Here is a 21,067-nt window from a genome sequence, read left to right as displayed (position 1 = left end):
GACCGTCTCATTTTTGAATGGTCAATCAGACAAACCTATATAGCATTGGGAAACATGATGACAGCCGCGGCTCAAATCGGTATTGATTCCTGTCCGATAGAAGGTTTTGATAAAAAGCAGGTGACCGTTATTTTACAAAATGAGGGTATCATTAACGGCGACGATTTCGGTGTAGCCTGTATGGTCGCTTTCGGATATCGCCAAAAGGATCCTAAACGTCCACAAACAAGACAACATCTCGATGAGATTGTTGAGTGGCGATAAACTTAAGATGATATTTCTCAGCATCAGGGGACATGTTTCACTAACAGGTACTTGAGTTTAAGAATGGGGGTTGCTGCGGGTGCGGCAACTCCCTTTTTATGGTGCTAACTATGATGAAAAAACATTTTAGTACAAGAATGAAACGGAGGCGGAAATGTAGAACTTCTTAGGGTTTCATTTGAACAGAAAATAATAAGGAAGAGCGTGATAATGATGTTAATGAACATGTTCTTTCCGATTATAAATATTTAGTCCACTACTGGACAGTAGAAGGGCGACATCCCTTCTTTGTTATGGTATCCGGGAAGCTGGCTGGGTTTGTTTTAGTGAGGGAAATCAAAGTTGATCCTGAAATATTCATAGCCACGGAGGACCGAGTTAATGCCCGATAAGGGCTCAGACGCGACGAAATCATGCGAATTAGTGGTATATGTCAGATAGACCGTTAAAACCGAGGGACGGGCAGTAGAACGTAACTGAACACTGTTTTCTGTTACATACATTTCTATCCAAGTGGGTAAATTACAAAAGGGGTGAAAGCTCCAATTGCCCCGAAAAACACGATGAGGTTAAGAAGCTGATCGCTGACCTACACGAATAATCTGGAACATTCAGATTACAATAATTGCTGGACATAACAAGCAAATATCAAAGAGGTGAGGAACATCGAATGGTGGTGGACGGCCGTATCGGCGGTTGGGGCTTATCTTTATCTGCATCTGATTTGCCGAATCCTTGGTCGCAAGGTATTATCGCAGTTCAATTTCTTTGATTTCGCTTCGGCCATTACCATTGGCGCACTGACTACCCTAGTAGCGATTCCAACGAATGAGTGGAAAAAGGCTGCCGTCGCACTCGGCATTTTCACCGTTCTTACCTTAACGCTGGATTACTTCATCCAGAAGTCCCCTGGTTTCCGTAGTTTCGTAAATTCCAAGCCCAAAATGGTCATATACAAGGGGCAAATCGATTCCCAACAGCTACGCAAAGCAAGGTTGACCCTTGATGAGCTGCTAACAATTCTTCGCCAAAAAAATGTATTTCATCCAGGCGATGTCTACTGTGCCATACTTGAGACCGATGGACAGCTATCCGTCCTGCCTAAATCCGACAAGATGCCACTCACTCTTGGCGATCTGAATCGTAAGCCTCCGGAGAAGGGGATGATGAATGATGTGATCAAGGACGGTAACATCATTACTGAAAACCTCCGCCATGCCGGATATGACGATAAGTGGCTTCAAAAGAAGCTCCGTGAGCAAGGAATTCAGAGCATCGAGGAAGTGTTCTATGCAGGAGTCGACGGCCAAGGAGCATTGTACGTTTCGATTAGAGATAGGGCCGGCATTGAGAGTGGTAATATTTATATTCAATAAAAGTCGGCCTTACGATAAAAACGTAGGGCCACACCCACACCCTCCAAGTTGTTAGACACATTCTAACAACTTGGAGGGTGAAGTTTTTTTAGGATAGGGGCCCGAAAGGATATAAGTTCTTGTCTTTTATCGATATATGTTCTTGTCCTCCGACAATCAGCAATTTAAAAATTAGATGTTACTGCCAGCGTAAATAATACATACGTACATAATGGCAATTTACAACATATGTCCTTAAAGTAAAAGCAAAGACCACCGGAAATCCGGTGGTCTTTGCATATCAATGTGTAGAGTTTCGAGGAATGCTCGAGGTTAAAATATATCGCTTAACGCGGTCGCCAAACGCTTCCACGGCGATTTTGGCGTCTTGGGGATTAAAGCAGATTTGATCGTAGCGATATCATAATGACAGTTGGAAATTAGACGAGTCAACGGGTCGAAATATTGTCAGTAATCTACTTTATCTACCGTTTTACACAACTTCTAAAAATATAAAATGGAGAATTGTAAACTACATTACATAACTCCAATTTTTTTATAATTATAATCAAGCTATCATTCGATATTGGAGGTTTCAGAACGATGAGCAACTAAAATTTAACCGAACAGCTGGAAGCGGCCACACAGCAGTTTTTGAGGCAGACGCAGGCGGTTATCGACAGCGTAATGGCCGTGATTTACTCCGGAGAGATTGCCCCTTATTGGGCAAAGTAAGGATAGAGGACCGGTACGGCGAATGCCATCCGGTCCTCAGTAAAAAGAGAGCAATAAAATCATCATCCAATAAAAGGGAGGTCGTTCTCTATGAAAAAAATGTTATGGGTCATCCTCATGATGTCCACCGGAACTTCCTTTACGTCGCCTTTATTTCCGCTATTTCAGGAGCAGTACCGATTAAGCAGTCTGCAAATCACCATTTTATTCGCTGTGTATGCGGTCTTCCTATTGCCCTCTTTGCTCATTGTCGGCTCCAGAGGAAGCGGTTGGGGGCTGAAGCGGGTTCTTCGCATCAGCATCCTGTTGTCGATCCTGGCCACCCTTCTCTTTATGGCAAGCCAGCAGGCCTGGCTCGTTTACGGGGCGAGAATACTGGAAGGAATCGCTTATGGAAGCTTTACGGGCACCGCAGTCGGGTTTTTGCTGAAGCAAACGTCCGAAGAGAAAGCGGGCAAAACGATTCTGTTATCGGGTATGGCCGTTTCATTTGGTTTCGGTCTAGGACCTGCCTTGGCCGGTTTGATCATCCAGTATCTGCATCTGATGCCGCTGCGCGCGCCGTTTTGGCTTTTGACCGTTCTGTTGCTGAGCGCTTGGGTCGGCCTGGAAACGTTGCAGGACGAGGATTTTCAAGCCCGGAAGGAACGCCGTCGAGCGGCGTCAGCATCGATCTCGCTTGGGGTGTCTACTGACATTAAGCCTCATTTCTGGTCGTTCAGTGCACTGCCCGTTTTCACGCTGTTTACCTTGAACGGAACCGTTCTCTCCTTGATTCCTTCGTTCGTAAAAAACGTGATTCACACTTCCAACCTTGCCGTGTCCGGTCTCCTGATTCTGCTGCTTATGGGAGGCGGCACGATGATGCAAATGCTACCTTGGTTCAAACAGCCGGTCGTACGCCTTCGGATCGGTATCGCTTTATTGGCTTGCGGAGCCTGGCTTGTCGTTCTCTCTGGGACGTCGGAAAGCATAAGCCTAATGTGGATCGGGGTGCTCGTTCAGGCGCTGGGCAGCGGTTGGACGTTCCAGATCAGCCTGCGACTGGCCGGCGAGCTTCCGAATGCATCGGAGCGGCCGAAGGTGATCACGACTTTCTACTTTGCGGGTTACATCGGATTTATTGTTCCCATCGTGGGAGTCGGTCTCCTAAGCTACTTATTTGACTTGTACGTGTCTCTGATCGTCCTGAATGTTCTCGCTTCCCTGGTGGTTCTCTACATGTTGTGTTATTCCGTAAGGTTTGCCCGGTACTATGCCGCCAGAAACGGAACGCAAGCTCAGGCGGAAAGTCCTTCATCCAAGGCGGGTTCGCAGGCCTTGCAATCCTGACGGATGAGGGGGCGGTTTAATTGCCATGCCGATGGGAAAAGGCCATTCGAACGGCCGGATCAACACCTTGAATGGGAGATCGGACTTGAAACAAGTTATTCAACATTTGCTGAGTTTCACACCGACGAGGATCGTGCTGGCGCTTGCTCTTTTTGTCCCGTTCCTGTTTACCGTGATCTGGATGACCGGTTACCATAACGCGACACAGCGCCTCGGCGTGCTGCAGATCGCCGTCGTCAATAAGGGGAGGGGTTGACGGAGAATCCTCCCCATAGAGTACAGCCGGCTATACGCCTCGGCCGCTCCGGTAGAGCAACAGATACAATTTGGATTCAGCCGATCTTCCCGGTTTGCGCAGCCAATTGTAATCTGGTTTACAGATAATAAAAGAATTGGGTCGTAAAATAAAATAGGAATGAACGAAATTTGTATTAAGGGAGATGCTCGAAAATGAGTTATTTAGCCTTATCTGGAAAAACAGCACCGGTCACTGGAGGATTTTCCCTATAAACGTTCTGAAAGCCACCTTGAAACATTGAGCCAGTAGTGTCCGGTCGGTTCCATTCCCACAATCGCTGCGGTTAAGTTATGGGTGCTCTGTAACCGCTGGATCCATTGCTGAAGGTTGTGAAAGCCATCTTCATCGTTTGAATAGGATAAGGGATTACCGATCACGATACCGCGAAAGTTGACTTTCAGGCACCAAACAACGGCGCAACCAAAATTTAACCAAACAGCTGAAAGCGGCCACACACCAGTTTAAGCCCAATTCACCGATTAAATCGCAGATCTAGATCGGTCAAATGTTCGTATTTGAAAATATATGGAGAACTGTAATCTACTTCACAGAACTCCGCTTTAATTTAGAATTATAATCAAGCTATCAATCGACATTGGAGGTTTCAGAACGATGAGCAACCAAAATTTAACCGAACAGCTGGAAGTGGCCACACAGCAGTTTAAGGCAAATGCGCCGATTGAAGCGCAGATCAAGATCGGTCAAATGATTGAGGAACTTCAGAAATCGGGGATCGCTTCCGGGAAGCAACCAGGCGAAAAGGCGGTGGACTTTAAATTAACAAACGCGCTAGGCCGGGATGTAATTTTATTTGAAGAGCTCGCGAAAGGACCGGTTGTGCTGGTCTTCTATCGCGGCGGATGGTGTCCTTTTTGCAATATGCAATTAAAGGCTTACCAGCAGATATTACCGGAAATCCAGGCGGTAGGAGCGCAGCTTATAGCGATTAGCCCGCAAAAGCCGGATCATTCGTTGTCCCTTCAGGAAAAGGAAAAATTGGAATTTCAAGTCCTTAGCGATCCGAACGGCTTGGTAACGGCCAAGTACAATCTGCTCTTCGAAGTTCCGCCGGGAGTAAGGGAAGTCACGGAAGGTATCGGACTTGATCTTGCGGAGTACAACAATACCTCGAAATGGATTTTGCCGGTTCCTGCTACTTTCATGATCGATGAGAGCGCCATTATCCGCTCCGCTTATGTCAATCCGAATTTTATGCAGCGTCAAAGCCCGGAGGAAATTTTGCGAGAGCTAAAAAAGCTGTAACGATTTTTGCATCATTCATATGTGAGCAGAATAATCGATTATGGGTAGAACAAGTCTGAAGAAGCGAGGCTTTATTATCACATGTATAATTATCTTGCCGTAGGATAAGACCTGACATAACCATGTATGCTAGTGATACGGGAGAAGCTTATATGGCTGGCTCCGTACGGAGAAGGAAAAGCTGGAGATCACATCAAATGCTTACCTATTGCTACTTTAGTATAGCTTTAATTGACATCAATCCTCAAAGTGGTTGTGATTACAAGAACGGTTATCAAAGAGAGTAAAATAGAAGGAAGGTTGATTCCACATGATAGTAACGGAGAGTAAAAAACAAGAAATTTTAAAAGCTTACCAGTTSAGACGTGCTTGCAAGGCATTTGATACCAACAAAAAGATTTCGGATGAAGATTTTCACTTTATTTTGGAGACWGGAAGATTGTCTCCAAGTTCATTTGGCTTCGAGCCGTGGAAGTTTGTCGTGATCCAGAATGCAGCTCTTCGCGAAAAATTGAAACCTGTATCTGGCGGTGCCACGGGACAACTGCCCACTGCCAGCCATTTTGTAGTTATATTGGCCAGAAGAGAAGAAGGCTTACGGCCTGACTCGGTTCACGTGAACAAAATGTGGAAAGACATTCATCATATGCCTGAAGAAGTTGTGCAAGATTGGTACGATTTCTACAAATTGAAACCTGTATCTGGCGGTGCCACGGGACAACTGCCCACTGCCAGCCATTTTGTAGTTATATTGGCCAGAAGAGAAGAAGGCTTACGGCCTGACTCGGTTCACGTAAACAAAATGTGGAAAGACATTCATCATATGCCTGAAGAAGTTGTGCAAGATTGGTACGATTTCTACAAATTYTTCGTCGAAACAGAACTYGAAGATAATGACCGTCTCATTTTTGAATGGTCAATCAGACAAACCTATATAGCATTGGGAAACATGATGACAGCCGCGGCTCAAATCGGTATTGATTCCTGTCCGATCGAAGGGTTTGTTCTTCTATTCGTTCCGACGAAATNTCGAAGATAATGACCGTCTCATTTTTGAATGGTCAATCAGACAAACCTATATAGCATTGGGAAACATGATGACAGCCGCGGCTCAAATCGGTATTGATTCCTGTCCGATCGAAGGTTTTGATAAAAAGCAGGTGACCGCTATTTTACAAAATGAGGGTATCATTAACGGCGACGATTTCGGTGTAGCCTGTATGGTCGCTTTCGGATATCGTCAAGAGGATCCCAAACGTCCACAAACAAGACAACATCTCGATGAGATTGTTGAGTGGCGATAAACTTAAGATGATATTTCTCAGCATCAGGGGGCATGTTTCGCTAACAGGTGCTCGAGTTTAAGAATGGGTTGCTGCGGGTGCGGCAACTCCTTTTTTATGGTGTTAACGGGTAGGATTCTTTGGGGGACTGTAACAATGGAGTCATCCCAATTCTACCCATGGCGACAAAAAGACCTGACACAATAAAGAAGCTGAAGAAGCTGCTTTAAGATTGACTGCAAAATATAACAACGATAAAAGAAAGAAAATGTCATTTGTTTGGTATTTCATCATTTTAAGAACAGGGAGCGTTTGATTTAACATGGCACAAGTTCTATACATTACTGCTAATCCAAAATCAATTGAAAACTCAGTTGGTCATCGAGTAGGACAAGCTTTTCTTAAAGCTTATTGCGAAACTCATGCAAATGATGAGATTCAGGAAATCAATTTATATGAAGAGAAATTTCCAATCGTGGATCGCGATATCCTTAACAGCTGGGAGAAAATGCGTCGAGGGGGAATGCCATTTTCAGAGTTGAGTCAAGTCGAACAGCAAAAAATCAATGCTTTAAATCAATTTATAGATCGAGTAACGAGCGCTGATAAATACGTATTTGTATCTCCTATGTGGAACTGGAGTATTCCACCACGATTAAAAGAATTTATCGATTCCATTGTGGTGGCCGGAAAAACATTTCATTACACCGAAAATGGTCCTGTCGGACATTTAATAGGTAAAAAAGCCATTCATATTCAAGTTAGCGGCGGTATTTACTCGCAAGGACCTTTGACGAAAATGGATCATAGTCACCCGTATTTAAAACAAGTGCTTAACATCATAGGTATAGATAATGTAGAAGTATTATATGTAGAAGGACATGATTTTGACCGAGAGCGAGCAGATGAAATTATTCGCAAAGGTATATCGGATGCAGAAAAGCATGCGATGACTTTTTAATCACGATGTCGATTTCGCCCCCAGCTCGTGGCGCTGTTTCCGAGTGCGGAGCACTGCTCGTCGTCGTCGACCAGAAGGGATTTTTCGAACGGGAAATGGTAAATGCCCCTGCTTTGCACGACGGAGCCGGTCTCGCTGCCATTAGATGATCCAGTCCGGATGCTCGTCATGGTGCTTGGCTTGTTCATGGATAATTGACGACAACTGAGATTGCAAAGTAGTGGTTTTACTCAAGCGGATAATCATAGCGAATGAAACCCTTGTAATTGGCAACCTTGTCATAGAGCAAACGAGCTGTGGTATTGTCTTGACGAGTATGCCAGTAGAATCGAGAAGCGTTATTTTCTCGCGCCGATTGCGCTACCCGTTCAATGAGTGCCCGAGCCACCCCATGCCCACGGGAAGCCTCGTCGACGAATAGATCTTGCAGATAGCAGGCATCTTCCATCCAGATAGTGCGATGGAACTGGTAGTGGGCTATACCGACTAAATTTCCTTGTAAGTGCGCGCCAAAACCGTATATATCATCAGCATTCAACAAACGGTGCCACACCTCATCATATATTGAGTCGTGGAGATCAGTCTCGTAAAAGGTTTTATAACCTCGAGCCATGATGTTCCAGCTGTTACGATCCTCTGCTCTCAGTGGTACAATGTCAATCGAGATTTGTTTGTTCGATATTCCTGCCATTTTGGCTCATCCTTTCAATTATAGTAAGAGTAGCAAAGGGTAGTATTTATAAATTTATTTTAGCTTATTGGGATAATATATAAAATACTAATATCTTGAATCCAGCGCACGAGTCTGCATCAATAAATAAGGCACAACTCGAAAAATAACACTCGTAATGTGAAATATTTCGCAGAAGGATTCGTCTCATTCGGTTAAGATAAGCTCATGAAACATACATCACAACAATAAGGAGTGTTCAAGCATGAAAAAAGTAGCTATTATCGTACATGCCACGGAGAATGAAGGGGGAAGAGTGTCTCATGCCCTGCTGTATGGCCAAGAGCTGCACGAGGCTAACTTCGATGTCAAAATTTATTTCGACGGCCAAGGTACGACCTGGGTCAAAACGCTGGAGGATCCATCCCACATGTTCAATCCTCTTTACAAAGCTGCTAAAGGGCTAGGCCTCATCGCCGGAGTTTGCAATTTCTGCGCGAACGTATTCGGAGTGACCGAGGATGCCAAATCCGCCGGCCTCCCGACATTCGCGGATGTGGAAGGACACCTCAGCATTTCGAAATTGATTGCGGACGATTACCAAATCATCACCCTTTAATTTCGAAGCGGAGTAAACACCGTTTGACAACAGGAGATGGGCTGGTCAAGACACCTTGATCAGCCCGTTTTCGCTTTCGCTTGACTCTCTCCCGTTTCGGCCATCATACCGCAGGAGTTGTTTAAAATTTACTCCTTACTAAGTAAATAGTTAGAATACAGTCATGGAGAGCAGAAAAAATCAAAATGCAAGCGGATTTCGAATCGATGCCTGAGGCGCTGCAGCACAAAGTAAAAGAAGTGAGCGAAAAGGAACTTTTTATCCTGATCCAAATTCTTAAAGCGATTCAGGAAGAAGGCGGCATCGACTCTACAGCGGAAATCGAACCGCTTGCGATCATGATATTGGCAGGCGGTAAAGGGATTTTACAATATCACTGGGTATTCGGAAGGAAATTATCCCATGTTTTTTTCAAACAAATCAATCGGCTTATTCAATAACCCGGCCGTAACTGGCCGGTTCTTATGACTTCAGCGGGAGCAAGGGGGAGATGGAAATAAAGAATGTCGTATTGTATGGAGCCGATCATTGCGCCGCATGCGCCGAAGCCATAAAGTTCTTTCAACAGGAAGGAATTCCTTACCAATACAAGGACGTCGGAACCGCCAAGGAGGCTTTCGCCGAAATGCTTCGTCTCGGCGGTATCGCGACGCCGTTCATCGTAGCCGGTACGCACGTATATCATTCGTTTGACCGCCAGAAATTGAAGGAGGCATTGAAACCGCATGGATAAGCTTTGGTATTTATCGAGAATCAGCATTTTTGACACTCTCTCTCCGGAGGATTTTAAGGAGATCGATATGATGGCTCCGGTAACCCATTTTAATGCAGTTCCCAAAGGCACGCTAATCCAGACTCCTGAACATCATCGCGACGGCTTGTTTTTCGTAAAAACAGGCACGCTCCGGATGTACAAAGTGAACGCCGAAGGCAAGCAGTTTACGGCTGCGATCCTGGGGAGCGGCAATATGTTCGGCGAAATCGACTCCTTATCGTTCGGAACGCACGACATGTACATCGAAACGATCGAAGAGACCTTGATCTGCTCCGTTCTGCGCGAGCATTTCGAAAAGTTCCTCCTGAAAAGACCGGAGCTGGCCATGCGATTTCTGAAGGTTTTAAGCAACCAGCTGAAGGAGAAAGAGGAGCTACTTGAAAAGCTGGCCATCGGTAATATCGAAGATCGCGTGCTGCATTTGCTGCTTAAATTATCCGAGCAGTTCGGCACGGAAAAGGACGGCTTCGTCAAAATCGATTTTCCTTTGACCCACCAAGAAATTGCCAATATGATCGGCGTAACGCGCGAATCGGTGACCACGATTTTGAAGGACTTGTCCCAAAAAGACATCCTCCGAACCGGTCGAATGCAGATCTCGGTTCATTCGCAAAAATTCAGAGCATACTTGAATCATGCTGAGTTTTAACAATAACGAGCGATTACATGCAAAACGAAACGGCCTCAATCCCATGGAATTCAGGACAAAAAGTCCTGGTGTACCGTATACGGAATCAGCTTTAAACGTTCATCTTTCAGTTTCACATTTATGAAGTGAAGAATTGGAGTTGCCCTGGTTGACTTGTGGAATATGGCATGTGTGAACAGCATTTGCCCAATCATCCTAATCATCTGATTTTAAATTTACACAAGCCGGTCGTCGGCTCTTTCATCACGTAGGTGCTGCCTTCTTATGCAGCTCGCTTGCCAGCTTGATGCGCTGGCATTCCCTGCCCAAGAGCGTGCTGAGCGGTTGACCGAGTGTGATATAATTCAGCCCGACATCGCTCATCGCCTGGAGTTTGCCCACAACAGAATTAGTTTGTGACAGGCAAAATCAAAATGAATTCGGAAGTTGGACTCTCTAATACTTATCTTTCATTTTCAAGACGTATTACCCATACAAACACAGATACACTAAACGGCCAAATTAACTATTCGGCTGAGAGTGAGAGCCCTCAAGGCTCATTTTCTGCATGCCACAAGGCACGCATCTTTAGCCGGTGAAAGTCGGTCGCGGGAGGGGTCAAGCCCCGCGTTGCTAGGAGGCCTGCGTACGTCGAAATCCATGCGTATGAAGTGCATCGACGAAAGTACCGATCGGAGACTGAGAGTGCGACAAACCAAGCGTAACAGCTAAAACTTCTTCATGATACAAACGAGTTTACAATCACTTCAATATCCATTACATTTTTTGAACCGCTAGTTAAGGCGTTTCTGACATAATGAACACGACTCGTCAACGAAGCGTTTTCAATGAGTGGATATTTGACAGTAAGTTTTGAATAGCCGCAATTGTGTTGGCCAATTGTAATCTGGTTTACAGATAATAAAAGAATTGAGTGGTAATTTAATATAGGAATGATCGAAATTTGTATTAAAAACAGAAGAGGAGGCCTTCCTATGCATTATAAAGCGATTATTATCGGTACAGGTCCGGCTGGTCTAACGGCGGCGATCTATCTGGCAAGAGCGAATGTTGCTCCACTTGTTATTGAAGGAATTCAACCCGGCGGCCAATTGACGACAACAACCGAGGTCGATAACTTCCCGGGGTTCCCGGACGGGATTATGGGTCCCGAGCTGATGGATAACATGCGCAAGCAAGCGCTGCGCTTCGGCGCTACGATTCAGCCGGGACGGGTGATGGAAGTGGACATGTCCAAGCGGCCGTTCACGCTGTTCTTGGAGGACGGCGGTCAATTGACGGCTGATTCGTTGAGTATTTCGACAGGGGCATCGGCCAAGAAGCTGGGCATCCCCGGCGAAACCGAGAATATCGGCAGAGGTGTCAGTACCTGTGCGACCTGCGACGGCTTCTTCTTCCGCAACAAGAGAATCATCGTGATTGGCGGCGGAGATACCGCGATGGAGGAGGCGCAATTCCTGACCCGGTTCGCGTCCGAAGTTCGGGTCGTGCATCGCCGCAATGAACTGAAGGCTTCGAAGATCATGCAGGATCACGCGCGCGGCAATGAGAAGATCGCTTGGAGCCTGAACCGGACACCGCTCGAAGTAACGACGGGGCCGATGGGCGTAAGCGGACTGAAAGTGCGTAACAACGAAACGGGCGAGGAGGAGCTGCTGGAAGCCGACGGGATTTTCCTGGCGATCGGCCACACGCCGAATACGGGTTTCTTGGGCGGGCAGCTGCCAACCGATGAGCTCGGTTACCTGCAAGTCATTCCGGGCACATCCCAAACCGCCATACCTGGCGTTTTCGCCTGCGGCGACGTGCAGGACCGCATTTACCGCCAAGCCATTACGTCGGCAGGCAGCGGCTGTATGGCCGCGCTGGATGCGGAACGGTTCTTGTCCGAGCAGCACGCTTAATATTTTCGCATAACGAATCAACCAATCATTCCTAAGGGAGGCATATGCCATGTCAGTTCAACCGATAACAGATGCTACTTTCCAAAATGAGACCGCAGCGGGCACTGTGCTCGTCGATTTCTGGGCGCCTTGGTGCGGACCTTGTAAAATGATCGCTCCGGTACTGGACGAACTGTCCGCCGAGATCGGCGATAAAGCCAAAATCGTAAAAATCAATGTGGACGATAATCCGGAATCCGCGGCCAAATACAACGTCATGAGTATCCCCACCCTGTTAATATTCAAAGACGGGCAAGTCGTGAACCAACTCGTCGGGGTGCAACCGAAAGATCGATTGAAGGCGGCTATCGAGCAGGCCTGAGTCTAAACAATCCTTTAGGTGAACCTATTACTTTGTCCGAAGAGTTAACTAAAGGCCCGCTCATTCTTATTTTTTATCATGATGAATGGTACCCGTATTGTAACATGCGGTTAAGGGCATATGAACGTATCATGGGAGATATTCGAGCATTTGGCGCCAGTTTGATTAGTCCGTAAACTCCCGATCATTCTCTTTCCATGAAAGAAAAACATGAATTATGCTTTCATGTCTTGAGTGATCCTGGTAATAAAAAGGCAGAGCACTTTAATAATATAAGTTGCCAGATTACATGCATGAATTTCTTCGTAACGTGGGTATGATACTTGAAGAATTTAATAGTGACGATTCGTTTGAGCTGCCTTCTATGGCAACTTATATAATAAATCAGAACGTCGTAATCACAGCCGGCTATGCGGATGTTTTACGATTATGGCTCCCGGGGCGATAATCGGAGCGGGGCTTCCGGAAAACGGATAGGCGAAGGATCTAAAATCAGGGGAATTGAGGATACTATATAAATAGTTACCTAGGTAGAGACTCAGTAAGTTTAATTTGTCCGGCCGGCTGTGGATCATTGTAATGAAGCATGTTTTTTCTTAAATCTTCGTCATCTTGAATATTGAAGAATGGGGTGTTGAAATGAACGGCATAAACGATAAACATAATGAATTGGCAACTTTCGCTGGAGGGTGCTTCTGGTGTATGGTATCGCCGTTTGAGGAAATGCCGGGCATCATCAAGGTCGTTTCCGGCTATACAGGCGGTCACAAGGATAATCCTACGTATGAGGAGGTTTGCTCCGAGACTACGGGACATAGGGAAGCGGTGCAAATTACGTTTGATCCGGAGGTTTTTCCTTATGACAAGCTGCTGGACATTTATTGGCCACAAATCGACCCGACCGATCCGGGCGGGCAATTTCACGACAGAGGCGAATCCTACCGGACAGCTATTTATTACCATAATGAGGAACAAAAGAACAAGGCGGAAGCATCGAAGCGAAAAATTGCCGAGAGCGGCCGATTCAATAAACCGATTGTGACGGATATTTTACCGGCACAATCGTTCTATCCTGCAGAAGATTATCATCAGAACTATCATAAAACCAATACGCTCCGCTATAAAATGTACCGCAGTGGATCCGGCAGGGATCAATTTATTGAACAGCATTGGAAGCTCAGGAAGGATCTGGATCAATTAAAGCAGAAGCTTACGCCGATGCAATATGAAGTGACCCAAAATAACGGTACAGAGCCGGCATTTAATAACGAATATTGGGATCATAAACAAGAAGGGATATATGTGGACGTTGTTTCGGGAGAGCCCCTCTTCATTTCGCTGGATAAATTTGATTCGGGCTGTGGATGGCCCAGCTTTACCAAATCGATCGGAGATTCTCACTTGACGGAAAAGCTGGATCAAAGCCATGGCATGATTCGTACCGAGGTGAGGAGCCAGGAAGGTAATTCCCATTTGGGCCATGTCTTTGCCGATGGACCACAGGATAAAGGTGGGTTGCGTTATTGCATCAACTCGGCAGCGCTTCGCTTTATTCCGAAGGAGGATCTGAAGAAGGAAGGATACGGGGAATACCCTCACTTGTTTGAAAATGATTCTTTGAAGAACTAAGTTTTATGAGATCCGCAGTCCGCAGTATCCCAAAAATAATGAAAAGGGTGCGTGAAGAAATGGAATCACGATTGAACTTAACACACAAAATTGGTCAAGGGATTTCACCTCAACAGTTCATGGATGACATGCAGATTCGGGCGATAGAAAACAGTAATATCCCGAATACCAAAGAGCAGTTTATCTCCGTTTACGAGAATTTCACATGGAAGCAAGAAGACCAGAAAGCATTCTTTACCGCTTTAAACAATCGCTCCAACCTGCACTGTTTGATTCTATGCACGGATTGGTGCCCGGACGTCATCTGGAACGTCCCCATACTATTTCGAGTGATGGAGCAAAGCAGCATTTCCACTGAAGTGTTNGATCTGATCGTATGGGGGCAACAGGCATGAAGATGAGTGAGTACGTACCTAAAGCATTCTTTACCGCTTTAAACAATCGCTCCAACCTGCACTGTTTGATTCTATGCACGGATTGGTGCCCGGACGTCATCTGGAACGTCCCCATACTATTTCGAGTGATGGAGCAGAGCCGCATTTCGACTGAAGTGTTGCTCATGGAAAAGCATATGGAAACCATGGATCTCTTTCTCACGGATGGCGGGCGAGCGCAGCCGATCGCGGTTTTCTTGAATGGGACCGGAGATGTTCTAGGCAGATGGGGAGCGCGTCCAGCCTATATTCAGGCCGTGATGGATCGGTTTAAAAAGAACAATCCAGATAAACAGGAAGCCGGTTATAAGGAGAAATTGAACCAAACATATCGGGAGATCGGCGAGCTCTATCATGCTAGCAACGAATATCAGGAAGTTATGCTTCATGAATTAAGAGATCTGTTTACTACCTTTCCTTCATGAATTTTCACTCTATCTCGAAACAGGGATGACCGGACAGCAGTCATTTCACAATTATTGATTGTTGTCCGCATCAAACCTGAAGAGCATCATCGGCATAGCACCATACATTGATGTTTCGGGGGCTTTTTGCGATCATCCTAGTGTTAATGCAAACATTAGGTATAAACATGAGCAGATCGCCGAGACTGATATGCTCCCCTTAAGGTAAACAGGTGAAATAATAAAAACCTGCTACTGAAAGGGGAGCTTTATTTGTCCAGACGACAGCATTGGATAAACTTACTATACTTGGAAGTGATTTCATTGATCTGCTGCTTGAGAAGGCTCATGTCTTTGGTGGGGAGGTCGGTTTTAATGCTGTAGGCCTCTGACTCGAAGTTTTTCTGTGAAGTGATTCGCTTGGTGTATCGTTCTAAGAAGGAATCACAAACTGATACTAAACTTAATGATCAGGAGAAGGCTATTGCCACAAATGCATATCGGCTACTTAATGATTGGAAAACCCCAAGGTAATGAAGAAAGATGGAAGTTTCTCGGAAGAAGAACCAAATGCAGAAAACTGTTGCGGAGGACCTGCACCTTCTGGAACGAACGCGTGCTGCTTAGCTGACGCAGATGCAAAGGCAGTTGGGCATGAAGGTTGTGGCTGTGATACTAATTCAAATGCTACAAAATCTGTATCAAATTCCTGTTGTTAATAATAGTTTGGAACAAATGGCCGTGAATAAACTTCACGGTCATTTGTTTAGATGTTGTTTTAAATACCAGATGCTTCGATAAAATTAAATTACTTATAACACAACAACTTCTACAATTAATCCTTGCTCAAAATTTCTTATTAATTTCTGTTTCACTACACGCATTAAACAGATGGTCGGTATACAGTTCCACCTGAGGCAAGAGCTTCAATTAATGTTCACTTCTCATGAACAAACCTCTAAAATTGATAATTAATTATTCGGGAGGAAATGCTACAAATAATCGACCCGAAAATATTTATGAGCTGCAAAATGATACACTGAAATAAGGAGATGACAGAGATGAGTAATAGCAACATCCAAACCTTAACATTAGGTATGGGTTGCTTCTGGAGCACTGACGCTTTATTCGGACAAATTACAGGCATTATCAGAACGTGTGTAGGCTTTGCAGGAGGAACTAAATATAATCCGACCTATGAACAACTCGGAGACCAGACCGAAACGGTCGAAATGGATTTCGATTTCTGGTATCGTGAGTTTAGAAACCATATTGGATGTGTTCTGGAGCAACCATAATCCTGTAAATATAAACGAATATAAAGGTCAACAGTATAGATCTTTGATATTGTTTCGTAATCCGTTACAGCATAGTGTAATCCTAGAGGTCCTGAGAACCATTGAAGAACAAAAAGGAATACTTGAAACCGCGGTTGCTCCGTATACCGGTTTTTTCTCTGCGGAAGATAGACATCAGAAATATTACTTGAAACGATATCCAGATGCAATAAAAAAACTGCGAACCTTCTTTCCAACTGATGACGAACTAACGAATTCAACCTTGGTTGCACGTTTAAACGGCATGGCTAGAGGTTATACCAATATAGAGAAAATTATAGACGAAATCCGGACTTGGCAGATTAGCAGGAAGGAACAGGAAGAAATAATCCATCTAATCAAGCGGAAAAAATGGTAAGCATCAGAAATAATCTCTAAGAATGATATTATTTCTGATGCTCTTCCGCATAGGCGGTGGGATCAGTTCCTGATGTCCCTCGTCCCATTAACCGGAGTTACGGATCTAAATTAGGAGCCGCATCGCTTACGACAAGCAGCTCAGCTTTTACATGGTACATCATTCGTATTATGAGATGGAAGCGATAGACGCCTTGTGCAATTACAAGGTGAACAGCAGCATTCTTGAAGATTTGTTTCTGTACTTCCATAATGATGCAAATATTTACTCATATCGCAGATCAACGAATGTGCATATTGCATTCGGAGATTTGTACCACTAAGGTCAAGATAGAGCCTACCTAAAAGGTAGCCTCTTTCTTTTGGCTGTTTCCCTAAAGGGAAGAAATGATGGTTAGTTAAGCCATCACAATAATATATTACCCCAATCTGTTTAATTTACACATAAAAAGCACATTCAAATAAATGTATGTTATGTCATGTTACTCTCACTCTCCTAAGGTTTAGTACGTTTTCATGGACGTTTTCCATCCCGCGATCACATAGGTAGGTTCTAATTTCATCGGCGGGGAGAAGGAACAGCCGAAGAGTTCCAATGCACCTTTGTTTTATAAACTGTCTAAGTTCAGGGAATACAATGTCGACACAGCGGTGGATTTGATTCAACAGCATTCGTATTTATTTGTTTTTGTGCCGTCGACTATACGATTCCATTCTTAACATGTTGGCAATAAACAGAACATCTCTGAAGAAATAATTAGTTGAGTTTCTTAATTCACGAATAAACATCCTTTTTTATAAGAATATTATAATAGGAATATTAAATTAAAAGGGGATTATTATCGATGGAAAAGTTTCTATTGAAATCATTGTTCGTAATTTCGTTGTCTGCCGCTCCATTCATTTTGAAACGTAAGAACTTACTTCTTTATTTAGTTGTTTTCTTTTCAAAATGTGTGTTATCAACATCCCTTGATTCTTATTTCATAAAAAAAGGGAAAATATCATATCCCGTCCGACCGCTACCAAAAATATTCGATACAAATATTTTATATGATTTAATGTTCTTTCCTCTTTTAAGTGTAGTATGGGTAAGATGGTCTTACCAAAGTAAACCACTTGAACTCGTGATCAAAAGTTTAATTTTTACTGTACCTCTCGCTTTCGGTCAATATATTCTTGAGAAGAAAACGAAATTGTTCAATTGGAAATCATGGACTATTTTCCACACATTCCTGTGCTGCAATATTACATTGTTTACAGTTAGGGGCCTTGTAGGTTTACTCAAACAAGTTCTACCTGAAAATCAATTAACAGAAGTTAATATCAAGAAAAATAATAGAAGCAACTTACCTGAGATGATTAAAATTAATACTGCTACACAACCACTTAAAATCAAGACTAGAATATGAACAAACCAATATTATCGAAAAATATTATATGGAGCATAGCACTTCCACGAGTGTTCAGTTTTTAAATGGAGAAATATGTAAAAGCTCCTGACATAGATTTTATGTGAATTTATAGTAAAATTTAAAATAACTTGCTTTTTGGCCTGCGACTCGGGTCCACAACCCGACGTGTTATCCTTTTCACCACGATCTCCATGGTGGTCAAAAGCGGGCTCGAACCGCTATGCAGATGGAGGCAAGATGCACCTTTCTTGCCTCGAAATCCTGGTTTATTAATTCAGGGATTTGAAACCACTCGAACCGCAAGGTTAGCGAACAAGCTCTTGATTAACATCGAGCCTATTTGCGTGGCATGTATGTTCGCCAGATTCGCACTAGATATCATTACATCCTCTGGTGCGAGAATGAATGAACTGCTGCAGATCAGTTATGATAAAGACTGCTGTGTGGTGACAGTTGATAAGAGCGTTAGTCCACCGAGAAAAAACTACATCTTCCGTTTTAAAGGAAGGGAAGAACCTGAGAACTATTATATGCCGGAAGAAGTTTTCAAGTTTATGAACGAAATTTTGAAGATGCTAAAAGAGTCGATTTTCAATGTTCCAAGCTGCAAGGGACACCATCTACTGCAAGGGGCTTCATAATGTCTAGATTCTAGAACTCTCAGACATTGATGGATTTTTAGTTCAACAATTGGCGCTGGTTTTTTCTAAATATGATTGCGATTTTGTTTGGTTAATTAGTCCTCCTTAAGTACATGAATTAATTATAACCATTGCATCAAGAATGACAGTACCCTTGGCAAATTCTTCAGATAAAGTAATCAACTTTCCCGAATCATCTTTCAGTGTAAAATCGGAAGCCTTTTCATCAGTGTTCAATCCATTCCCAACACCTTGATCTATCGCAGAATCCTAATGCCAGACTGTTGCAAACCGGAATTGAAGACGGTCACGAATTTTAAATTGTTTCCTTTAGGCCTCGCTGTTGATTGACGGGACGCTAATCTGTGATACCTGTTTCCGTTTTATTGCGATCAATAACATACCGGCAATCGTAAGGAGTCCCCCGAGCATCTGCGACATCTCCAAAGCATGCCCCAAGATAACCGAAATAATTGCTGTAAAGACAGGAATCAGATTCATCGTTATGCCGGCCTTGCTCGCNTCCCCCGAGCATCTGCGACATCTCCAAAGCATGCCCCAAGATAACCGAAATAATTGCTGTAAAGACAGGAATCAGATTCATCGTTATGCCGGCCTTGCTCGCGCCTAGTATCTTAACGCCTTGATTCCAAAAGATAAACGAACCGACTGACGGGAACACTCCCATGTATATAACCCCTATGATCCCCAAAGAAGTGATTTTGTCGGAGTGAATCGGCTGGAAAAATAAAAAAGGAATCATCAGAATAGCAGCGACCATCGCAATCATCGCAACCAGTGTCACAGGCGGAATGCCTTTTGCTTTCTTTAAAAGCAATGAATAAGCAGCCCAACATAAAACGGCCAACAGCATGATCGCATCGCCCTCGTTATACTGAGTATGAAACAACTGCAGCAGGTTGCCTTTCGTCAACACAATCAGAACACCAATAAACGAGGTGATTAATCCAATGAACTGAAAGGCACTTACTTTTTCTCTCAGGAAAATCAAAGAAAAGAGCATAATCAAACCAGGCGCAAGGGTAGTAATAGAGCGCTGTTCGTTGCAGATGTGAACTGCAATGAAGCATATGAGAGATAGGTGTAGAGCACAATGGATAAAGTAGCTAGCAAAATGATTAACACCCAGTTATTCCTCCATATTTGATCCCCTGAAGGCTTCTCAATAAATTGGGCAATGGGAATAAGGAGAATCAGTCCGACGACCCACCTTAGAAAGACTGTCCATTCAGCAGGTAATTCAGCTACAATCAATTTTCCAAAAATGATATTACCGGCCCAAAACAGATTAGCGCCGATCAGAAATGTCCATGCCTTATATTTCACCATATTTTTCACCTTCACTTTTTTTGTTTTGCAGATTAACTTGTCTTTAGCTACAATAGCTCTAAAATCGCTAGATCAGAACGAATGGAATCGTGAACTTCGAGAAGTGGAACGTATACGAATCAATGGGCTATAGCTATTGCCCATCGAATTCTTTAAAAGGGGTTTTTGGGTTTCTGTGTTGAAGCTCTCACCCGAGATGACTTTGTTATCAGTAATCACAGTGGACGATTCGGGTTCGCCTAGGGAAAAGGGAAAACTTCAAGGTCAGTTCCAGAGGCCTTCAGGCTACAACTATCTCAGTATCTGGAGTCCCGAACGAACAATGACTCTGCACTATTTACTTCGAACTATAAGTGAAGAGTGTCAGTATACTCAATATAACGATTATTGACGAATTGACGTTCACAGCTTCATCATGTCGATTTTCGGGAATTGGCCGAAGCTAGCGCGGATATCCTTAGTTATATAAAATGGGATATCATGTTATTAAACAAAGAGACTGTCATTGAGACAGCCTCAAGGTTAAGTTTATTTAAAAACTTTTATAATTAAATTTCTTTTCACCTGCTGCGGCAGACGGTTTACCGAACGGCATTTGGGCAATCAGTTTCCAGCTTTCCGGCAACTTCCATTCTGCTTTTACCCGTTCATCAATCAATGGATTGTAATGCTGTAGGTTTACACCCAGCCCTTCAGCCTCCAGTGCCATCCAGATCACCAATTGGTGCATTCCGTTTGTATGCTGTGACCAAATCGGGAAGTGTTCTTGGTAAGATGGATATTGTTCCATAAAACTATCAATAATTGACTGATCTTCAAAGAAAAGCACTGTACCGTATCCGTTCCGAAATCCGTTCATTTTTTCCTGAGTAGAAGAAAATTGTTCGGCAGGAACGGCTGCTTTGAGAACTTCGGTCGTAATATCCCATAACTTGTCATGTTGTTCACCCAAGAGCAGAACAACGCGGGTAGTTTGATTGTTAAACGCCGATGGTGTATGTTTAACGGTTTCCTCGATTATTTCTTGGATA

The 21,067-nt window shown here is 43.9% G+C and carries 24 protein-coding genes and 3 pseudogenes; 21 read left to right on the top strand and 6 right to left on the bottom strand.

Translation table 11 applies throughout. The annotated features are described in order from the left end of the window. The 4 genes from ASD40_RS38665 to ASD40_RS17810 all read left to right on the top strand — a co-directional run. The coding region (locus ASD40_RS38665; RefSeq protein ID WP_235549297.1) for a nitroreductase family protein at nt 1-264 on the top strand (264 nt) is incomplete at its 5' end. Nucleotides 265-920: 656 nt separating this feature from the next. After that, complete coding sequence (locus ASD40_RS17820; protein ID WP_057304537.1) at nt 921-1,640, top strand: DUF421 domain-containing protein; 720 nt, start codon at nt 921-923, stop codon at nt 1,638-1,640. A gap of 831 nt (nt 1,641-2,471) precedes the next feature. Then, nucleotides 2,472-3,686: an MFS transporter gene (locus ASD40_RS17815; protein WP_235549296.1), complete on the top strand. Its 1,215-nt coding sequence runs from the start codon at nt 2,472-2,474 to the stop codon at nt 3,684-3,686. Between the two features lie 25 nt (nt 3,687-3,711). Beyond that, a complete protein-coding gene (locus ASD40_RS17810) occupies nt 3,712-3,942 on the top strand; it encodes a hypothetical protein (protein ID WP_057304536.1) in 231 nt (76 codons plus the stop codon). A 257-nt stretch (nt 3,943-4,199) separates the two neighbouring features. On the opposite strand, the pseudogene ASD40_RS39405 reads toward ASD40_RS17810, so the two are convergent. Further along, nucleotides 4,200-4,379: pseudogene (locus tag ASD40_RS39405) on the bottom strand (IS110 family transposase); the annotation flags it as partial. A 217-nt stretch (nt 4,380-4,596) separates the two neighbouring features. On the opposite strand from ASD40_RS39405, the gene ASD40_RS17805 reads away from it, so the two are divergent. The 4 genes and pseudogenes from ASD40_RS17805 (at nt 4,597) to ASD40_RS17790 (ending at nt 7,491) form a co-directional block, all read left to right on the top strand. After that, nucleotides 4,597-5,247 (top strand): peroxiredoxin-like family protein, encoded by a 651-nt coding sequence (locus ASD40_RS17805; RefSeq protein WP_057304535.1) that lies wholly within the window; start codon nt 4,597-4,599, stop codon nt 5,245-5,247. A 310-nt stretch (nt 5,248-5,557) separates the two neighbouring features. Next, nucleotides 5,558-6,275 (top strand): annotated as a pseudogene (locus tag ASD40_RS36470) (NAD(P)H-dependent oxidoreductase); the annotation flags it as partial. Nucleotide 6,276: 1 nt separating this feature from the next. After that, nucleotides 6,277-6,551: nitroreductase family protein (locus tag ASD40_RS17795; protein ID WP_235549295.1), on the top strand; the 275-nt coding region annotated here is incomplete at its 5' end. Nucleotides 6,552-6,852: 301 nt separating this feature from the next. Further along, on the top strand, nt 6,853-7,491 hold the full coding sequence (locus ASD40_RS17790; protein WP_057304533.1) for an FMN-dependent NADH-azoreductase: 639 nt from the start codon (nt 6,853-6,855) through the stop codon (nt 7,489-7,491). Nucleotides 7,492-7,717: 226 nt separating this feature from the next. Here the strand turns inward: ASD40_RS17790 and ASD40_RS17785 are convergent, their stop codons facing one another. Then, nucleotides 7,718-8,182 carry a GNAT family N-acetyltransferase gene (locus ASD40_RS17785; RefSeq protein ID WP_057304532.1) on the bottom strand — a complete coding sequence of 155 codons (465 nt, stop codon included), beginning with the start codon at nt 8,180-8,182 and terminating at the stop codon, nt 7,718-7,720. A gap of 244 nt (nt 8,183-8,426) precedes the next feature. Here ASD40_RS17785 and ASD40_RS17780 point away from each other — a divergent pair, with 244 nt between their 5' ends. The 13 genes and pseudogenes from ASD40_RS17780 (at nt 8,427) to ASD40_RS17725 (ending at nt 18,686) form a co-directional block, all read left to right on the top strand. Next, entirely contained in the window at nt 8,427-8,780 is a 354-nt protein-coding gene (locus tag ASD40_RS17780) for a DsrE family protein (protein ID WP_057304531.1), read from the top strand. Between the two features lie 185 nt (nt 8,781-8,965). Beyond that, nucleotides 8,966-9,220: a hypothetical protein gene (locus ASD40_RS17775; protein WP_057304530.1), complete on the top strand. Its 255-nt coding sequence runs from the start codon at nt 8,966-8,968 to the stop codon at nt 9,218-9,220. A gap of 50 nt (nt 9,221-9,270) precedes the next feature. Continuing rightward, nucleotides 9,271-9,513 carry a glutaredoxin family protein gene (locus tag ASD40_RS17770; RefSeq protein WP_057304529.1) on the top strand — a complete coding sequence of 81 codons (243 nt, stop codon included), beginning with the start codon at nt 9,271-9,273 and terminating at the stop codon, nt 9,511-9,513. Then, a complete protein-coding gene (locus ASD40_RS17765; protein WP_057304528.1) occupies nt 9,506-10,204 on the top strand; it encodes a Crp/Fnr family transcriptional regulator in 699 nt (232 codons plus the stop codon). Before ASD40_RS17770 ends, ASD40_RS17765 begins: the two co-directional genes overlap by 8 nt. Before the next feature lie 974 nt (nt 10,205-11,178). Further along, the gene (gene trxB / locus ASD40_RS17760; RefSeq protein WP_057304527.1) at nt 11,179-12,108 is read left to right on the top strand and encodes a thioredoxin-disulfide reductase; all 930 of its coding nucleotides are present in this window, start codon (nt 11,179-11,181) and stop codon (nt 12,106-12,108) included. 49 nt (nt 12,109-12,157) lie between these two features. Then, nucleotides 12,158-12,469 (top strand): thioredoxin, encoded by a 312-nt coding sequence (gene trxA, locus ASD40_RS17755; RefSeq protein WP_057304526.1) that lies wholly within the window; start codon nt 12,158-12,160, stop codon nt 12,467-12,469. 639 nt (nt 12,470-13,108) lie between these two features. Then, nucleotides 13,109-14,098, top strand: a complete 990-nt coding sequence (msrB, locus tag ASD40_RS17750) for a peptide-methionine (R)-S-oxide reductase MsrB (RefSeq protein ID WP_057304525.1) — start codon at nt 13,109-13,111, stop codon at nt 14,096-14,098. Nucleotides 14,099-14,103: 5 nt separating this feature from the next. Beyond that, nucleotides 14,104-14,462: pseudogene (locus ASD40_RS17745) on the top strand (thioredoxin family protein); the annotation flags it as partial. Nucleotides 14,463-14,474: 12 nt separating this feature from the next. Beyond that, nucleotides 14,475-14,957: a thioredoxin family protein gene (locus ASD40_RS17740; RefSeq protein WP_082562274.1), complete on the top strand. Its 483-nt coding sequence runs from the start codon at nt 14,475-14,477 to the stop codon at nt 14,955-14,957. 1,040 nt (nt 14,958-15,997) lie between these two features. Next, nucleotides 15,998-16,234, top strand: coding sequence for a peptide-methionine (S)-S-oxide reductase (locus ASD40_RS39100; protein ID WP_268795906.1), 237 nt, complete (start codon nt 15,998-16,000; stop codon nt 16,232-16,234). Further along, nucleotides 16,134-16,631 carry a peptide-methionine (S)-S-oxide reductase gene (locus ASD40_RS17735; RefSeq protein WP_268795905.1) on the top strand — a complete coding sequence of 166 codons (498 nt, stop codon included), beginning with the start codon at nt 16,134-16,136 and terminating at the stop codon, nt 16,629-16,631. The genes ASD40_RS39100 and ASD40_RS17735 overlap by 101 nt, the downstream gene beginning before the upstream one ends. 844 nt (nt 16,632-17,475) lie before the next feature. Beyond that, nucleotides 17,476-18,042 (top strand): CBO0543 family protein, encoded by a 567-nt coding sequence (locus ASD40_RS17730; RefSeq protein ID WP_057304523.1) that lies wholly within the window; start codon nt 17,476-17,478, stop codon nt 18,040-18,042. Between the two features lie 356 nt (nt 18,043-18,398). After that, nucleotides 18,399-18,686, top strand: coding sequence for a hypothetical protein (locus ASD40_RS17725; RefSeq protein ID WP_162251264.1), 288 nt, complete (start codon nt 18,399-18,401; stop codon nt 18,684-18,686). A 330-nt stretch (nt 18,687-19,016) separates the two neighbouring features. On the opposite strand, the gene ASD40_RS37875 is transcribed toward ASD40_RS17725, so the two are convergent. From ASD40_RS37875 to ASD40_RS17710, 4 genes are all read right to left on the bottom strand, one after another. Next, nucleotides 19,017-19,187 carry a hypothetical protein gene (locus ASD40_RS37875; protein ID WP_268795907.1) on the bottom strand — a complete coding sequence of 57 codons (171 nt, stop codon included), beginning with the start codon at nt 19,185-19,187 and terminating at the stop codon, nt 19,017-19,019. 22 nt (nt 19,188-19,209) lie between these two features. Next, the coding region (locus ASD40_RS38655) for a DMT family transporter (RefSeq protein ID WP_235549294.1) at nt 19,210-19,623 on the bottom strand (414 nt) is incomplete at its 3' end. Between the two features lie 89 nt (nt 19,624-19,712). Further along, entirely contained in the window at nt 19,713-20,036 is a 324-nt protein-coding gene (locus ASD40_RS17715; protein WP_057304520.1) for a DMT family transporter, read from the bottom strand. Nucleotides 20,037-20,568: 532 nt separating this feature from the next. Next, the coding region (locus ASD40_RS17710) for a nitroreductase family protein (protein WP_057304519.1) at nt 20,569-21,067 on the bottom strand (499 nt) is incomplete at its 5' end.

Source organism: Paenibacillus sp. Root444D2 (genome assembly GCF_001426375.1).
Lineage (GTDB): Bacteria > Bacillota > Bacilli > Paenibacillales > NBRC-103111 > Paenibacillus_E.
Note: the sequence above shows the minus strand (reverse complement) of the source record. Positions and strands in the feature narration are given on the sequence as shown.

Excerpts from the sequence above, each read along its gene's own strand:
- ASD40_RS17765 (WP_057304528.1), top strand. The coding sequence starts at position 9,506 with ATGGATAAGCTTTGGTATTTATCGAGAATCAGCATTTTTGACACTCTC.
- ASD40_RS17735 (WP_268795905.1), top strand. The coding sequence starts at position 16,134 with ATGAACAACTCGGAGACCAGACCGAAACGGTCGAAATGGATTTCGATT.
- ASD40_RS17805 (WP_057304535.1), top strand. The coding sequence starts at position 4,597 with ATGAGCAACCAAAATTTAACCGAACAGCTGGAAGTGGCCACACAGCAG.
- ASD40_RS17730 (WP_057304523.1), top strand. The coding sequence starts at position 17,476 with ATGGAAAAGTTTCTATTGAAATCATTGTTCGTAATTTCGTTGTCTGCC.
- ASD40_RS17815 (WP_235549296.1), top strand. The coding sequence starts at position 2,472 with ATGATGTCCACCGGAACTTCCTTTACGTCGCCTTTATTTCCGCTATTT.
- ASD40_RS17810 (WP_057304536.1), top strand. The coding sequence starts at position 3,712 with ATGCCGATGGGAAAAGGCCATTCGAACGGCCGGATCAACACCTTGAAT.
- trxA (WP_057304526.1), top strand. The coding sequence starts at position 12,158 with ATGTCAGTTCAACCGATAACAGATGCTACTTTCCAAAATGAGACCGCA.
- ASD40_RS17785 (WP_057304532.1), bottom strand. The coding sequence starts at position 8,182 with ATGGCAGGAATATCGAACAAACAAATCTCGATTGACATTGTACCACTG.
- ASD40_RS17725 (WP_162251264.1), top strand. The coding sequence starts at position 18,399 with ATGTTCGCCAGATTCGCACTAGATATCATTACATCCTCTGGTGCGAGA.
- ASD40_RS17740 (WP_082562274.1), top strand. The coding sequence starts at position 14,475 with ATGGGGGCAACAGGCATGAAGATGAGTGAGTACGTACCTAAAGCATTC.
- msrB (WP_057304525.1), top strand. The coding sequence starts at position 13,109 with ATGAACGGCATAAACGATAAACATAATGAATTGGCAACTTTCGCTGGA.
- ASD40_RS17780 (WP_057304531.1), top strand. The coding sequence starts at position 8,427 with ATGAAAAAAGTAGCTATTATCGTACATGCCACGGAGAATGAAGGGGGA.
- ASD40_RS39100 (WP_268795906.1), top strand. The coding sequence starts at position 15,998 with ATGAGTAATAGCAACATCCAAACCTTAACATTAGGTATGGGTTGCTTC.
- trxB (WP_057304527.1), top strand. The coding sequence starts at position 11,179 with ATGCATTATAAAGCGATTATTATCGGTACAGGTCCGGCTGGTCTAACG.
- ASD40_RS17770 (WP_057304529.1), top strand. The coding sequence starts at position 9,271 with ATGGAAATAAAGAATGTCGTATTGTATGGAGCCGATCATTGCGCCGCA.
- ASD40_RS17775 (WP_057304530.1), top strand. The coding sequence starts at position 8,966 with ATGCAAGCGGATTTCGAATCGATGCCTGAGGCGCTGCAGCACAAAGTA.
- ASD40_RS17790 (WP_057304533.1), top strand. The coding sequence starts at position 6,853 with ATGGCACAAGTTCTATACATTACTGCTAATCCAAAATCAATTGAAAAC.
- ASD40_RS37875 (WP_268795907.1), bottom strand. The coding sequence starts at position 19,187 with ATGAATCTGATTCCTGTCTTTACAGCAATTATTTCGGTTATCTTGGGG.
- ASD40_RS17715 (WP_057304520.1), bottom strand. The coding sequence starts at position 20,036 with ATGGTGAAATATAAGGCATGGACATTTCTGATCGGCGCTAATCTGTTT.